At 61.7% G+C, this 14,751-nt stretch carries 12 protein-coding genes; 3 read left to right on the top strand and 9 right to left on the bottom strand.

Features of this window, described 5'->3' with window-relative positions; all coding sequences use genetic code 11:
• Window positions 1-87 precede the first annotated feature (87 nt).
• The 8 genes from CZ203_RS12785 to CZ203_RS12820 all read right to left on the bottom strand — a co-directional run bounded on the left by CZ203_RS12785 (window position 88) and on the right by CZ203_RS12820 (window position 8,516).
• The gene (locus CZ203_RS12785; RefSeq protein ID WP_087066494.1) at window positions 88-1,278 is read right to left on the bottom strand and encodes an acetyl-CoA C-acetyltransferase; all 1,191 of its coding nucleotides are present in this window, start codon (window positions 1,276-1,278) and stop codon (window positions 88-90) included.
• Window positions 1,279-1,319: 41 nt separating this feature from the next.
• Window positions 1,320-2,633, bottom strand: a complete 1,314-nt coding sequence (locus tag CZ203_RS12790; protein WP_087066495.1) for an acetyl-CoA hydrolase/transferase family protein — start codon at window positions 2,631-2,633, stop codon at window positions 1,320-1,322.
• Window positions 2,630-2,920 (bottom strand): hypothetical protein, encoded by a 291-nt coding sequence (locus CZ203_RS12795; protein WP_143436221.1) that lies wholly within the window; start codon window positions 2,918-2,920, stop codon window positions 2,630-2,632. Before CZ203_RS12795 ends, CZ203_RS12790 begins: the two co-directional genes overlap by 4 nt.
• 153 nt (window positions 2,921-3,073) lie before the next feature.
• Window positions 3,074-4,525 (bottom strand): 4-hydroxyphenylacetate 3-hydroxylase family protein, encoded by a 1,452-nt coding sequence (locus CZ203_RS12800; RefSeq protein ID WP_087066497.1) that lies wholly within the window; start codon window positions 4,523-4,525, stop codon window positions 3,074-3,076.
• Between the two features lie 114 nt (window positions 4,526-4,639).
• Complete coding sequence (locus tag CZ203_RS12805; protein WP_087066498.1) at window positions 4,640-5,767, bottom strand: 4-hydroxybutyrate dehydrogenase; 1,128 nt, start codon at window positions 5,765-5,767, stop codon at window positions 4,640-4,642.
• 337 nt (window positions 5,768-6,104) lie between these two features.
• On the bottom strand, window positions 6,105-6,893 hold the full coding sequence (locus CZ203_RS12810) for an amino acid ABC transporter ATP-binding protein (protein WP_087066499.1): 789 nt from the start codon (window positions 6,891-6,893) through the stop codon (window positions 6,105-6,107).
• A 12-nt stretch (window positions 6,894-6,905) separates the two neighbouring features.
• Window positions 6,906-7,676: an amino acid ABC transporter permease gene (locus tag CZ203_RS12815; RefSeq protein WP_087066500.1), complete on the bottom strand. Its 771-nt coding sequence runs from the start codon at window positions 7,674-7,676 to the stop codon at window positions 6,906-6,908.
• Window positions 7,677-7,715: 39 nt separating this feature from the next.
• A complete protein-coding gene (locus CZ203_RS12820; protein ID WP_328588172.1) occupies window positions 7,716-8,516 on the bottom strand; it encodes a transporter substrate-binding domain-containing protein in 801 nt (266 codons plus the stop codon).
• A gap of 1,528 nt (window positions 8,517-10,044) precedes the next feature.
• Between CZ203_RS12820 and CZ203_RS12830 the strand changes: the two genes are divergently transcribed.
• On the top strand, window positions 10,045-10,446 hold the full coding sequence (locus CZ203_RS12830) for an NUDIX domain-containing protein (protein ID WP_087066822.1): 402 nt from the start codon (window positions 10,045-10,047) through the stop codon (window positions 10,444-10,446).
• Window positions 10,447-10,523: 77 nt separating this feature from the next.
• Here CZ203_RS12830 and rny read toward each other — a convergent pair whose 3' ends face one another.
• On the bottom strand, window positions 10,524-12,065 hold the full coding sequence (rny, locus tag CZ203_RS12835) for a ribonuclease Y (protein ID WP_087066502.1): 1,542 nt from the start codon (window positions 12,063-12,065) through the stop codon (window positions 10,524-10,526).
• A 298-nt stretch (window positions 12,066-12,363) separates the two neighbouring features.
• Between rny and pgeF the strand changes: the two genes are divergently transcribed.
• Together pgeF and CZ203_RS12845 are read left to right on the top strand one after the other, a co-directional pair.
• Entirely contained in the window at window positions 12,364-13,167 is an 804-nt protein-coding gene (gene pgeF / locus CZ203_RS12840; RefSeq protein ID WP_087066503.1) for a peptidoglycan editing factor PgeF, read from the top strand.
• Window positions 13,168-13,178: 11 nt separating this feature from the next.
• Window positions 13,179-14,750, top strand: coding sequence for an ABC transporter substrate-binding protein (locus CZ203_RS12845; RefSeq protein WP_087066504.1), 1,572 nt, complete (start codon window positions 13,179-13,181; stop codon window positions 14,748-14,750).
• Window position 14,751 lies beyond the last annotated feature (1 nt).

Consider the following 14,751-nt stretch of genomic DNA (forward strand, 5'->3'; position numbering starts at 1 on the left):
TGTTAAGACTTCCCTTCCAAACTGTTGTCATGGTATTTGTGACCCTGTCCCGGCGCGACGTGCCGGGACAGGGCTGCTTAGATGTGCTTACTTGCAGAGCTCGTCGCGCTCGACGATGATGGCTTCGCCCATACCGCCGCCGATGCACATGGTCGCGAGGCCGAGGGTCAGGTCGCGCTTGACCATCTCGTGCAGCAGGGTGGTGGTGATGCGGCAGCCCGCAGCGCCGATCGGGTGGCCCAGCGCAATCGCGCCGCCGTTGACATTGACCTTGTCCATGTCGAAGCCCAGCTCGCGGTTAACGGCAGCGGCCTGCGCGGCAAACGCCTCGTTGGACTCGACGAGGTCGAGGTCGGCGACGGTCAGGCCTGCGCGCTTAAGCGCCTGGCGGGAGGACTCGATCGGGCCGATGCCCATGATGGACGGGTCGCAGCCGACGGAGCCGAAGGAGCGGATCTTCGCCAGCGGCTTGAGGCCGTGGGCGCGGACAAAGTCCTCGGATGCGATCATCATCGCGGCGCCGGCGTCGTTGATGCCGGAAGCGTTGCCCGCGGTGACCGTGCCGCCGTCCTTCTTGAACGCCGGGCGGAGCTTCGCCAGGATTTCAATGGTGGTATTCGGCTTTACGTGCTCGTCGGTATCGAATACGATGGTTTCCTTCTTCTTCTTGACCTCGATCGGGACGATCTCGTCCTTGAAGCGGCCGGAGGAAATTGCGGCAGCCGCGCGCTGCTGGCTCATCAGGGCGATCTCGTCCTGCATCTCGCGGGTGATGCCATACTGCTCGGCAACGTTTTCCGCGGTGATACCCATGTGGTACTGGTTGAATACGTCGAATACGCCGTCATATACCATGTAGTCGACCATCTTGACGTCGTTCATACGGGCGCCCCAACGCATGTTGCGGGAGATGTACGGCGCGCCGGACATGGACTCCGCGCCGCCCGCCAGGATGACCTGGTCGTCGCCGGAACGGATGATCTGGGAGGACAGGGACAGGGCGCGCATCGAGGAAGCGCAGACCTTGTTGATGGTCATCGCCGGGGTCGTAAGCGGCAGGCCGATGCCGACGCCAACCTGGCGCGCCAGGTTCTGGCCGACGCCTGCGGACAGGACTTCGCCGAAGATGACCTCGTCGATGATCGACGGGTCAACCTTGGAGCGCTCGACCGCGGCCTTAGCAGCGGCAATGCCGAGCTGCGGTGCCGGGACGTCGCGGAGGGTGCCGCCGTAGGTGCCGATTGCGGTACGGGCTGCAGATACGATATAAACGTTCATTAAAACTACTCCTTATGATCAGTTGGTGGATTCAGCGTTGCTTAGGCTTCCCACTCCATGTTGAAGCGGCGCTCCCATTCCTTGATGAGGTCGGGGCGGAAATCCGGGTGGGCGATGTTGATCAGGCGGCGGGCACGCTCGCGCAGGGTCTTACCCTTGAGCTCGGCGACGCCGTATTCGGTGACGATGTAGTTGACGTCGCAGCGGTCGGTCGTGACCGGCGCGCCGTGGTCGAGGAACGGTACGATCTTGGAGGTCTTGCCGTCCTTCGTGGTGGAAGCCATTGCGATGATGGCCTTGCCGCCCTTGGAGCGGTTCGCGCCGCGGACGAAGTCAAGCTGGCCGCCGATGCCGGAGATCTGGCGCTCGCCGATCGCCTCGGAGCAGACCTGGCCCATCAGGTCGACCTGGATGCAGGAGTTGACCGCGATCACGTTGTCGTTCTGCGCGATGATATCCGGGTCGTTCGTGTAATCGACCGGCATCATCTGGATGGCAGGGTTACGGTCGATGAAGTCGTAGAACTTCTTGGTGCCCATAAAGAAAGCGGAAGTGATCTTGCCGTTGAAGGTCTGCTTGCGCTTGCCGTTGATGACGCCGCTCTCGATCAGCGGGATCGTGCCGTCGGAGATCATCTCGGTGTGGACGCCCAGATCCTTCTTGTCGCCCAGGAAGGACAGGATCGCGTCCGGCAACGCGCCGATGCCGAGCTGGATGCAGGCGCCGTCCGGGATCAGGTCGGCAATGTACTTGCCGATCTTCTTCTCGATCTCGCCAATCTTCGGCGGCTGGAGCTCAATCAGCGGGTGGCTGGATTCAAAGAACGCGTCGATTTCGGAGACGTGTACAAAGGTGGAGCCGTAGGTCGTCGGCATCTGGTCGTTGACTTCCATGATGACGGTGTCCGCAACCTCGATCGCGGCCAGCGCATAGTCGCAGGAAACGCCGAGGTTTACATAGCCGAACTTGTCCGGCGGGGTGCACTGCGCGGCAAAGACGTCCGGGTGGAGGTAGCCTTCGCGGATCATCTTGGGGTACTCGTGGAAGAAGCCGGGGGTAAAGTCCGCGCGCTTCTCCTTGATCGCGGTGCGGGCGGGGCCGCCGACGAACATGGAGTTGTTGCGGAAGATGCCTTCCATCTCGGGCTGCATGTATTCGCCGCCGCCCATGTAGACCTCGTGGTTGACCTCGATGCCCTTCAGGCCAAGCTCCGGGCCGAGTTCCGCCATACGCTTGGTAAACGTGGTCGGCTCGCCGATCGCGTGCCCGAGGATGAGGCGGTCGCCGCTCTTCAGCAGCTTGACAGCGTCGTCGACGCCCATCAGGCGGCTCTTGTAAATCTCCTGTGGATTCATTTGTCAGTTTCCTCCCTTAGGTGTATAAGTTGCTCGATTTCGCGGATAATAGGTTCAAAGTCTTCATAAGCCGTACAATAAAACCGGCGCTCCGCTTCGATCTCCTCATACTCATAGTGACAGGCGTGGCAGCCTGTGATGATGAGCAGGAAGTCGTAGTGTACGCCTTCCCGCGGCAATTCAAACGTTACGGACGGCGCAAGGCGCTGTTGGAAATCAGCATAGCGCGCCCCGCGGTCGTACCGCGGGTTGCAGCCGCCGCAAAATTTAATTGCAGCTCTGAGCATGTCCATTCCTCGCAAACTGGGGATGTTGACGGCTATCCTATGCCGCGGCAGCAGGGGCGCCGCATAGGATAACCGCAAACCCGGTGTAATTACTATATAGGCACTCACAGCTAAACCATGAGTGCCTATATAGGTTTGTTATTCCATTAATAATTAGCCGATACGGGCAATCTTGCGGGCCAGGTCCTTCTTCATTTCCATGTTGGCCTGGCGGGAGATCATGATGCGCTGCGCCTGCGGGGAGCCTGCGCCGTGCATGGATTCCGGCAGGTAGCCGACCGCCGCGGTGCCCATGGTCATGTTCTCGATCAGGCGGAGGACACGCATACGGTCTTCCGTCGGGACGGAAGCGACGCCCTTGAGGTACTTCTCGATATAGGGCTTCAGTTCCGGGTTGCGGTAGTCCGCTTCAGACGGCTGGGTTACCATGAGGCCGCCCGCGAGATCCTGCGCCAGGCGCGCGATCTCATACGGGAAACGGGTGACGTTCTGCTTGCAGACGTTGGCCAGCAGCAGGTCGATCAGGTAGTTGCCCGCCTTGGTCTTGGTGCCCTGGGAAGAGCATGCGATGCCGCAGCAGTACAGGGTCTCGTTCAGGTGGACCATCTCGATCAGCTTATCCTTGACGTGGGAAGCCTTCGCGGAGCCCGCCATGTCGCCCGCCAGCGCGGTCGCGCCGATCAGCACGTCGCCTACGCCGACCTTGCAGCCGCCGTAGGACTGGCGGTGGTAGCCTGCGAAACGCTCCACGATCATGCCGGCAAACTTGACTTCGCCGTTCAGGAAAATACGGTCGTTCGGGACGAACACGCGGTCGAAGATGACCAGCACTTCGTGGCCGCCGTATACCTTGTTGCCGACGTCGATGTCGTTATACTCCTCCAGCTTGCGGGTATCGCAGGACTGGCGGCCGTAGATCAGGGTGATGCCCTTGGAATCGGTCGGGACTGCGAAGGAGATCGCGTAGTCCTCGTCGCCCTCGCGCATGGAGATGGTCGGCATGACCAGCACTTCATGGGAGTTTACGAAGCCGGTCTGGTGCGCCTTCGCGCCGGTGACATATACGCCGTCCGCGGTGCGCTCGACAACGTGTACGAACAGGTCCGGGTCCGCCTGCTGGGACGGGGACAGGCTGCGGTCGCCCTTGACGTCCGTCATTGCGCCGTCTACCGCCAGGTCTTCGTCCTGCACGCGCTGCAGGAACTTCAGGAAGTTCTCATGGTACTTGGTGCCGCAGGCCTCGTCCGTCTCATAGGTGGAGGAGAATACCGCGTTCATCGCGTCCATGCCGACGCAGCGCTGGAAGCAGGCCGCCGTCTTCTGGCCCAGCAGGCGCTGCATCTTGACCTTCTTGATCAGGTCGTCCGTGGACTGGTGCATGTGGGTGAAACGGTTGACCTTCTTGCCCGTCAGGTGCGAGGTCGCTACCATCAGGTCTTCGTACTGCGGATCCTCTGCCAGCTCATAGGTCGCCGCAAAAGAGTTCAGCGACGGGCGGATTACCGGGTTATCTACCGGGTCCTCTACCTTCTTGCCGAACATATACAGGTTCAGGTTGAGCTTGCGCAGGGACTCGATGTACTGTTCTTTCGTCATCATTTGAATCAGTCTTCCTTTCTCGCAAATAACTTCTCTTTTACCGGGCGCGCCCGGGGCGGCCCGTATGGATCAGGCGGGGCGGGATGCGCCCGCCCCATAAGCACCGTTTAAAAAATTAAATTAATAGCACTCGCTGTAGATCTCGACGATCAGGTCGCGGGTCAGCGGTACATAGGAGTTGACAACCAGGCGCTGCTGGTTCGCCAGTACGGAATCGGCAAAGGTCTGGATGTCGTCCTGGGTGAAGCCGTACTCATGCAGCGGCTTGAGCGGCAGGATCTTGTTCTCCAGCTCGGCGAGTTTGGCAAGGGCATCCGCCTCGGAGCAGCCCAGGATGCGCGCAACGGTCTTCTTGAACTCCGCGATCTTGCCGTCCGGCTTGATGGCGTCGTACTTCTCGAGGACCTTGGGGAACAGCGCGTAGTTGGACTCGCCGTGCGGTACGTGGTAGGTGCCGCCGAGCGGGAAGCTCATGGCGTGCACGGTCGCGCAGCCGGCCTGCAGGAACGCGATGCCTGCATACAGGGAAGCGGTGACGAACTCCTCGAGGTAGTCCAGACGGGCGTCCGGGCCGTTCTCGCCGATGCGGCGGAAGCCTTCGAGGATCAGCTCCATGGCCTTGACGCCGAACAGCTCGGAAGTCATGGTCGCACGGGACGGGGACAGGTAGGACTCAACCGCATGGATCAGCGCGTCGATCGCGGAGGATGCGAACGGCTTCCAGGGCAGGGTCTTCAGCATGTCCGGGATCAGGCAGACGGTGTTCGGGATCAGCTCCTCGGATACCAGGCCGAGCTTCGTGGTCTGGCCAGCCTCGTCCTTGACGATGGCGACGGAGATCTCGGTAACCTCGGAACCGGTGCCGCAGGTGGTCGGGATCGCGATAACGGGCTTCGTCTTGGTGGCCGGGTACTTCTTGAAGTACAGGTTGTGTACGGTGTCCGGACGCTCGAGGCCGAGCAGCTTGCCCAGGTCCATGATGGCGCCGCCGCCGATGCAGATAACGCGGTCATAGCTATCAAACGGGATGGCTTCAAAGATCGCTTCGATCATTTCCTCGGACGGTTCGCCCGCGCCGAACTTCTCCTGGAATACAAAGGTTGCATCGAGGTTGTAGTCCTTCATAAAGGGGGTGTAGATGAACTCGTTGGTAAAGACGAGGTCGCCCTTGCCGACATTGAACTCCTTCGCAAACTCCCCAAAGTTCTTGAACTTGTACAGAGTCGGCTTGATCAGAATTTCTCTCATGTTGAAACATCTCCATTTTCAAAAATTTCGCTTGTATAAAAGGCCGTACTGGCTTTTTATCCTAATTATACTGTCTGCGGACAGGGGATATGACCGGGGTGTCTGCCGCCCCGCACCCTATTGTATCAAAGACATTACCAAACTGCAACATAAATTCACAAGAAATGACCATAAAGAACTGGGAAAAATGGGCCGCAAAAAAGCCGCCGTCTGCACCGGGATAAAAGAAAATGACATGCATCCGCCCTATGCATGTCATTATTTTAACTTATTTTTTCCGTTTTGTAAATCGGTTTTTTATTTAATTTTGCTATAAGATTTTGCTACAAATGGAAAATCAGCTGTTTTGGGCATATCTGCTCAGGAAAGAACGCGTGCGTTCATTCTGCGTGTCCGCGAACACCTGCTCCGGCGTGCCCTGTTCCACGATCACGCCGCCGTCCATAAAGACGACATGGTCGGCCACGTCGCGGGCAAAGGCCATCTCGTGGGTGACGATGATCATGGTCATGTGCTGGTCGGCCAGGGAGCGGATGACGCGCAGCACCTCGCCCGTCAGCTCGGGGTCGAGCGCGGAGGTCGGCTCGTCGAAGCACAGGATGTCGGGCTTGAGCGCGAGCGCGCGGGCGATGGCGACGCGCTGCTGCTGGCCGCCGGAAAGCTGGTGCGGGTAATGGTTCATGCGGCCGGACAGGCTCATCTGGTCGAGCAGGTCGATCGCATGGTGCTCGATCCCCTCCAGGATGGCGCGGCGATCCTGCTTGTAATCCGGGCGCTGCTCGGCGAGGAGCTGGCTTGCCAGCATGACGTTTTCCAGCGCGGTATACTGCGGGAACAGGTTGAACTGCTGGAACACCATGCCGAAGTGCAGGCGCTTGGCGCGCGTCTCCGCGTCGTTGCGCCCCGCGGGGGCGTCCGCGTCGAACAGCGTTTCGCCGTTTACGATGATTTTGCCGCCGTCCGGCGTTTCCAGGAAGTTGAGGCAGCGCAGGAGGGTGGTTTTGCCCGAGCCGCTCGACCCGATCACGGCCAGCGCCTGCCCGCGCTCCAGCGAAAAGCTGATATCGCGCAGCACCTCGGTCGAATCAAAGCTTTTATGGATGTTCTGAACCTCTAAAATCGGCATTTCGCGCCCTCCTTACACCTTGAAATAGTCCATTTTCTTTTCCAGCCAGCCGAACAGCAGCGTCAGGATGCCGCAGAAGAGCAGGAAGAAGATCGCCGTGGAGAACAGCGGCCAGATCAGGCCCTTGTTGACGAATTCCTTGCTCATCATGATGATTTCCTTGCTTGCGATGATGTTGGCGAGCGCGGTGTCCTTGATCAGCGTCATGAACTCGTTGCCCATCGGCGGCAGCACGCGCTTGACGACCTGCAGCAGCGTGACCTTGAAGAAGATCTGCCGGCGGGTCATGCCGAGCACCAGGCCGGCCTCCTGCTGGCCGCGCGGGATGGACTGGATGCCGCCGCGGAAAATTTCGGAAAAGTAGCAGGCGTAGTTGATGATAAAGGCCACGCAGGACGCGACGACGCGCCCCTGCACGCCCATGCCGTTCCACGGCTGGCCCCAGTGGAGCAGGCCGGGCCCGTAATAGATGAAAATGATCTGCAGCATCAGCGGGGTGCCGCGGATGATCCACACGAGGAACTTGACGACGAGCGCGACCGGGCGCAGGCATACAAGCGCCGCCCCCCATTTGTGGGAGGCAACCCCCGCGTGCCGCAGCCTGCGGAACGGCTCCCACTTATTCATGGCGCCGAAGGATACGATCAGGCCGAGCGGCAGCGCGACCAGCAGCGTCACGAAGAAGATGGTGCAGTTAATGCCGAAGCTTTGGAACAGGCTGGAAAAGACAACCGATGGGTTCAATGTAACTCCTCCAAACAAAGCCAAGCGGGGCAGCGGCATCGCTGTCCCGTTTGGTAAAAAAATATCTCTTAAATTTGGTTAATCTGCCAGGGTCAGGCCATACTTGTCGGCGAGCGCCTTGAGGCTGCCGTCTTCCTTCATCTCGGCCATGGCCTTATTGACCGCGTCGCACAGGTCGCTGCCCTTGCGGAAGCCGATGCCGTACTGCTCCTCGTGGAACACGCCGCAGACGGTGAGGTCGGCGAAGTCGGTGCCGTCGCCGATCATGTTGTCGGCCATGGTCTGGTCGAAGATCGCGGCGTCCGCCGTGCCGGACTTGACCTCGAGCAGCGCGTCGGTCTGCTTGTTGACCGTGACGAGGTTGGACTGCTGCAGGTTTTCATCGTCCTCAGCCACGCCCTGGGCGGCGGAGCCGGCCTCGACCGCGACCGTCTTGCCGACGAGCTTGGAGAAGTCTGCGTAGGCGTCCTTGTTTTCCGCCTTGGTCACGACGACCTGCGTGTTCTGTACATAGGGGTCGGAGACCGAAAGGTTTTCCTTCAGGTCGTCCGTGATGGTCATGCCGTTCCAGAGGCAATCCACGTTGCCCGCCTCCAGCTCGACTTCCTTGGTATCCCAGACGATCTCGACGAATTTGGCCTCGACGCCCAGCTTTTCGCAGACCGCCTTGGCAAACTCCGTATCGAAGCCGGTAAACTCGCCGGTCGCCTCGTCGGTATAGTTCATCGGCGGGTAGACCGTGTAGCCGACCTTGAGCTCGCCCGCCCCCTTGACGGCGTCCAGGTCGCTTGCGCTTTTATCCTTGCCGCCGCAGCCGGCAAGCAGGGAGAGGGTGAGCGTGCCGGCCAGCACCAGGCCTGCAATGCGCTTCATCTTCATAAGTATAGTCCTCCTAAAGTTTTAAATGAACAGTCTTTTAATATTGTACCACTTTATTCAAGAAAATCAATAAAAATTTTGCAAAAAAAGGCGGCTGCGGGGCGCGGTTCCCGGCGGAATATGGTATACTTATTGGTACTGCAGGATGCAGAGAGACAAAGATTAAGCGAGGCTGCTATGAAGATCGTATCAATACAGGGTAATTTTGGGAACCTTGGCGGGAAGAAGTTTGAGTTTGGCGACGGCCTGTGCCACAGCGTCCTGCCGAACGGCTGGGGCAAGACCACGCTGTGCGCCTTCCTGCGCGTCATGCTCTACGGGCTGAATACCGCGCGGCGCGACACCGCCGCGGCGCTGTCCGACAAGACGCATTACGCGCCGCAGGACGGCAAGGCCATGTACGGGCGGCTGGCCGTGCGGCACGGCGGCCGCGACATCGTCATCACGCGCGCCACCGGCAAGGGCGGCCCCATGCAGGATTTCGATGCGTTTTATGCGGACACAGGGGAAAAGTGCACCTTTTTAAACGCCAAGAACTGCGGGGAGACGCTGCTCGGCATGGGGGAGGACGCCTTCCAGTCGAGCGCGTTCATCGACGGCGCGGAGCTGCAGCGCCCGTCCGAGGAGCTGCGGGAGAAGATGCTGTCCATCGCGCAGGCGGGCNGATGGCGAGCGAGGAGGGGCGGCTGTCCGTCCTGGTTGGGGAGAGCCAGCGCATGGTGCGCCAGCTGGAGGCGCAGACCCCGCCGGAGCCGCTCATCCGCCGCGCGGCGGAAGCGCTGTACGGCTATGAGGGCGCGGTGCACCTGGAGCGCGAAAAACGGGAGGCGCTGCCGCAGGGTGCGAACCGTTACGAGGAGGCGCTCGAGGCGCTGGAGCGGGAGCGCCGCGCGGACGAGATCGCGCGCAATGAGGCGGGCAAACCGCATATCCGCTGGTGGGCGCTTGTGATGGCGCTGCTGTTTGCGGTCGCGTCCGCGGCTACGATCCTGTTCCATATCGACTGGGGCGCATATACGGCGTACGCTTCGCCCGTGCTGTCCGGCCTTGCGGTGCTTTCGGTCATCCTGGCCTTTGCGGGGAGCGTGCCGCGCCCGCAGCCGGCCGCCCGGGATTTTGACGCCGAGCGGGAAACCCTCCTGCGCGCCCGCGCTGAGGACGAGTCCCAGCAGAGCACGGCGGCTTCCGTCCTGCAGGACGCCTATGACGAGCTGATGCAGGCGGCGCAGGCCATCTATCCCGGGGTAACCACCATCGAACAGGCCGCGCAGTCGGTGCGGCAGGCGCAGGACAACCTGCAGGCGCTGCGGCGCGAGGAAGCCGCCCTGCAGGAGCTGCTGCTCCAGCCGAAGAAGCTGCTGCCGCGCGAGCGGGAGGCCGGGGACGCCAAGCAGGCCGTCAGCCAGGCGCGCGCCGCCATGGAAGAGGCGCAGGCGCGTCTGGAAGCCGGGCAGCGGGCGCTGTCCCGCATGCAGGNCGCGTGAAGCCCAAGGGCGCGGCGTTTGCCCCGGACGAGAGGCATCTCGCCATGGAGGCATGGATCATCAACGGCCAGGGCGAGATCCTGCTGCAGCGGCGGTCGGATGCCTGCGAGCTGCTCCCCGGTCTTTGGGGGCTGACTACCGGGCGCATGCTCGCCGGGGAGGACAGCCGCGCGGGCTGCGTGCGCGAGGTCTGGGAAGAGCTTGGGCTTGCAGTCCGGCCGGAAGAGCCGCGCCTGCTGCGCCGCATCATCCGGCGCGACCTGATCTGGGACGTGTACCGCATCGACCGCGAGGCCGACCTTGCGGCGCTGCGGCTGCAGCCCGAAGAGGTTTCGGACGTGCGGTGGGTCACGCCCGCGGGGCTGCGCGCCATGGTGCGCGCCGGCGAGGTCTTTGAATATCCGGAGATATATGCGCTGCTGGACGAGGTTGCGCAGGGGAAATAGTTTGGCAAAGGGCATGGAAAAGCGCCTGTCTGTGATCACAGACAGGCGCTTTTAATCAGGCGCTTTTAATGTTTTAATTACTTTGCGTATTCGACTACGCGGGTTTCGCGGATCATGTTGATCTTGATCTGGCCGGGGTAGTCAAGCTCGTCTTCGATATGCTTGGCAATGTCGCGGGACAGCAGGACCATCGCGTCGTCCGAGACCTGCTCGGGCTTGACGATAATGCGGATCTCGCGGCCGGCCTGGATGGCGTAAGAGCTTGCGACGCCGGTCGTCGTGTTGGCGATCTCCTCGAGCTTTTCCAGGCGCTTGATGTAGTTCTCCAGGTTCTCGCGGCGCGCGCCCGGACGTGCGGCCGAGATGGCGTCCGCCGCCTGTACCAGGCAGGCGATGATGCTTTCCGGCTCTACGTCGCCATGGTGGGCGGCGATCGCGTGGACGATGGCGGGATTTTCCTTATAGCGCTTGGCGAGGTCTACGCCGATGGAAACGTGGCTGCCCTCGACCTCGTGGTCGACGGCCTTGCCGATATCATGCAGCAGGCCGGCGCGGCGCGCGGGGACGGGGTCGAGCCCCAGTTCTGCGGCCAGGATGCCGGCGACGTGCGCGACCTCGATCGAGTGCTTCAGGACGTTCTGCCCATAGCTCGTGCGGTAGCGCAGGCGGCCGAGCAGTTTGACAAGCTCGGGGTGCAGGTTGTGGATGCCGACCTCGAAGGTGGCGCGTTCGCCCTCGGCCTTCATGATCTGCTCGATTTCCTTGCGGGATTTTTCGACCATCTCCTCGATGCGCGCCGGGTGGATGCGGCCGTCTGCAATCAGCTTTTCCAGCGTCATGCGGGCCACCTCGCGGCGTACCGGGTCGAAGGAGGACAGGGTGATCGCCTCGGGCGTGTCGTCGATAATGAGGTCGACGCCGGTCAGCGTTTCCAGGGTGCGGATGTTGCGGCCCTCGCGGCCGATGATGCGGCCCTTCATCTCGTCGTTCGGGAGCGGGACGACCGAGACCGTCGCTTCCGCGACATGGTCGGCCGCGCAGCGCTGGATCGCGATCGAGATCAGCTCGCGCGCATTGGCGTCCGCCTCGTCCTTGGCCTTCTGCATGATTTCACGCAGCTTGACGGCCGCGTCGTGCTGCGCCTCGCGCTCGATCGTGCTGACGAGGTATTCCTTGGCCTCGTCGCGCGAGAAGCCGGAAATGCGTTCGAGTTCGGCGATCTGCTTGGCGCGGACCTCTTCGCTCTCTTCCTGGGTCTTCTGCACCTTGGCGAGGCGGCGGTCGAGTTCCTCGGCCTTCTGCTCGACGGCGTCGCTCTTTTTGTCCAGCGCTTCCTCGCGCTGGATCAGCCGGCGTTCCAGCTTCTGTGTTTCGTTGCGGCGTTCCTTGATTTCACGCTCCGCCTCGGTACGGCTCTTGTGGATTTCGTCCTTGGCCTCCAAGATGGCTTCGCGTTTTTTGGTCTCGCCTGATTTGATGGCATCGTTGATGATGCGGGTGGCTTCCTGTTCGGCGCTGCCGATTTCTTTTTCTGCAACCGTTTTTCTATAAAGAAAGCCGATAACCGCGCCGACGATAATGCCGACAACGGCAGTGATAATTGGAATTACAATGTGCATTTGCCTGTGGAACACCTCCTGTTTCCCATTTTTGTTCAAAATTCTAAATTTTTTTATAATTCCTGAAAGATTTTCATGAAAGCTCACATGTCCATCCTAGAAGGCAATTATAAATATAATTTTATAGCCAATTGCCTCTCCTGTCAAGAAAAACCGCCGCGGCGCGCGACACTTGGAAAATATAAGCGCAACGCCCCGAAATTGCGGCGGGCGGTTGTTTCCGGCGGGGCATCTAGTGTATAATATCCTCGTGCCGTCCCGCGCCACAATATTGCGGAACAGGCCAGGGAGGCTTTTCATGCATCAGCAACTGTGCCGCGTGTCGCGCGGCGGCCTGCTTTATTATACCTGCACCCGCCTGGCGGGCGTGCGGCACGCGTTCACCACAAAACGCGGCGGCGTGTCCACAGGCGACTGCGAGAGCCTGAACCTCGGCTTCAACCGCGGGGACAAGCGCGAAAATGTCATACAGAACTACCACATCCTGGCCGATGCGCTCGGCATGCCCTACGGCCGGCTGACCATGACGAACCAGGTGCACCGGGACGAAGTCTCGGTCGTGACGGAGGGCTGCGTCGGCATGGGGCTGCACCGCCCGATGGCCTGGGAGTCGGACGCCATCATCACGGCGCTGCCGGACGTGCCGCTCGCGGGCTTTTACGCGGACTGCGTCGTCACCCTGCTCTACGACCCCCGGAGCCACACCGCGGGCGTGTGCCACGCGGGCTGGCGCGGGACGGTCAGGAACATCCTCGGCAAGACGGTCGACGCGATGGCGCGCGAGCTGGGGGCAAACCGGGACAGCCTGGTCGCGGTCATCGGCCCGTCCATCCGGCAGTGCTGCTTTGAGACGGACGCGGACGTGCCGGAGGCCATGGAGGCCGCGATGGGCGCGGCGGTGCGCCCGTTTATCGAGCCGCACGGCGAAAAATACCATATCGACCTGCAGGGCGTCAACGCGCAGTGTCTGCGCGGCGCGGGCGTCCGCCCGGAAAACATAATAGACAGCGGGCTGTGTACGTATTGCCACAGCGATGAATTCTGGTCGCACCGTGTGACAAACGGGCGGCGCGGCGTACAGGCGGCCGTCATCTGCCTGTAAAAGGAGAACCGATGAAACTGAAAGCATTGTTAAAACGCACGCTGGCGCTCGCCATGGCGGCGGCGCTGCTGTCTGGCTGCACGATTACGGAGCGCATCGGCCGGGAGGAGGACGACGGACAGGGGCAGACCCAGCCGTCGGACGGCGGCCCCGGCTACTTCGGCCTGGCCTACTATGCGAGCGAAAAGGTCAACCCGGTGCTGAGCGTGTCCAAAATCAACCGCATCCTGGTCGAGGCGCTGTACGAGGGCCTGTTCGTGCTGGACGGCTCGTTCCAGCCGCAGCCCGTGCTGTGCAAGACCTACACGGGCGACGGCACCACCTGGACGTTCACGCTCAAGGACGGCGTCACGTTCTGGTCGGGGGAGCCGCTGCGCGCCTCGGACGTGGCCTACACGTATAAGGCCGCGATGAAAACGCCGGAATCGCTCTATTACAGCCGCCTGTCCGAGGTCAAATCGGTCGAGGCGGTGTCGGATAACGAGGTGCGCATCGTGCTCAAAAGCCCGAACGCCGCGCTGCCCGCGCTGCTGGACATCCCGATTTTCCGGGAAGGCACCGAGAACGGCGACTTTTCCGAGGGTACCGGCCCCTACCAGCCGCAGTCGGACGGCTCGATCCGCTGGCTGGTGCCGTATAAGGGCTGGCACCAGGGGGCGCTGGACACGTTTGACCATATCGACCTGGTGTCCACCGTGCGCGCGGACGCGGTCGTCTACAGCTTTGAGACCGGCGACGTGTCCCTGACGCGCGCCGACCGGATCAGCGCGGCCCCGGCGACCTTCAAAGGCGCGGTCGAGGTCTACCAGACCCGCACGTCCGACCTGCATTACCTGGGCGTCAACTGTACGCGCGCCCCGTACCAGGTCGCGGCGGTGCGCCAAGCCGTCAGCTACGCCTTTGACCGCGCGCGCCTGTGCACGACCCAGCTCCAGACCTTTGCCGACCCCGCGGTGCTGCCGGTCAACCCGCAGCCGGAGCCGGGCGGCGCCTTCCTCTATTCGGTGGAGCAGGACCAGCAGCGCGCGCTGAAGCTGCTGGCCGACGTGGGTGTCACCGACACGAACGGCGACGGCGTGCTCGATTACGCCGCGGCGGACGGCAAGCGCGCGCCGCTCACGCCCGTGATCCTCGTCAATTCCGAAAATACCTTCAAGGTCGCGGTGACCCAGCAGATCATCGCCGACCTGGAGCAGATCGGCATCCGCGCCACCATGAACGCGCTGCCGTTTGAGCAGTACCAGGAGGCGCTCTCCAAGGGCGAGTACGATTTTTATTACGGCGAGACCATCCTGTCGCCCGATTTCGACGTCCGCCCGCTCATCGGCACCGGCGGCGCGCTCAATTTCGGCGCGTGCCAGAACGGCATGACGGACGGGCTGATCGCGCAGATGCGCGCGGCCGGCGGGGACGCCCGCGTGGACGCGCAGCGGACGTTTTACCAGCAGTTCCTGTCCACCATGCCGGTTATCCCGATCGCGTTCACGCGTGGGCAGGTCATCGCGCGCGGCGGGCTGATCGAGGGCTACAAGGCCGCGCCCTATTCGATGTTCATCAATGTCAAGGAGTGGAAAGCAGGATAAA

It is taken from the genome of Intestinibacillus massiliensis (assembly GCF_900155735.1).
Classification (GTDB): domain Bacteria; phylum Bacillota; class Clostridia; order Oscillospirales; family Butyricicoccaceae; genus Intestinibacillus; species Intestinibacillus massiliensis.

Coding starts and splice junctions, on each gene's coding strand:
- CZ203_RS12785 (WP_087066494.1), bottom strand. CDS start 1,278: ATGAACGTTTATATCGTATCTGCAGCCCGTACCGCAATCGGCACCTAC.
- CZ203_RS12790 (WP_087066495.1), bottom strand. CDS start 2,633: ATGAATCCACAGGAGATTTACAAGAGCCGCCTGATGGGCGTCGACGAC.
- CZ203_RS12795 (WP_143436221.1), bottom strand. CDS start 2,920: ATGCTCAGAGCTGCAATTAAATTTTGCGGCGGCTGCAACCCGCGGTAC.
- CZ203_RS12805 (WP_087066498.1), bottom strand. CDS start 5,767: ATGAGAGAAATTCTGATCAAGCCGACTCTGTACAAGTTCAAGAACTTT.
- CZ203_RS12810 (WP_087066499.1), bottom strand. CDS start 6,893: ATGCCGATTTTAGAGGTTCAGAACATCCATAAAAGCTTTGATTCGACC.
- CZ203_RS12815 (WP_087066500.1), bottom strand. CDS start 7,676: ATGCCGCTGCCCCGCTTGGCTTTGTTTGGAGGAGTTACATTGAACCCA.
- CZ203_RS12820 (WP_328588172.1), bottom strand. CDS start 8,516: ATGAAGATGAAGCGCATTGCAGGCCTGGTGCTGGCCGGCACGCTCACC.
- CZ203_RS12830 (WP_087066822.1), top strand. CDS start 10,045: ATGGAGGCATGGATCATCAACGGCCAGGGCGAGATCCTGCTGCAGCGG.
- rny (WP_087066502.1), bottom strand. CDS start 12,065: ATGCACATTGTAATTCCAATTATCACTGCCGTTGTCGGCATTATCGTC.
- pgeF (WP_087066503.1), top strand. CDS start 12,364: ATGCATCAGCAACTGTGCCGCGTGTCGCGCGGCGGCCTGCTTTATTAT.
- CZ203_RS12845 (WP_087066504.1), top strand. CDS start 13,179: ATGAAACTGAAAGCATTGTTAAAACGCACGCTGGCGCTCGCCATGGCG.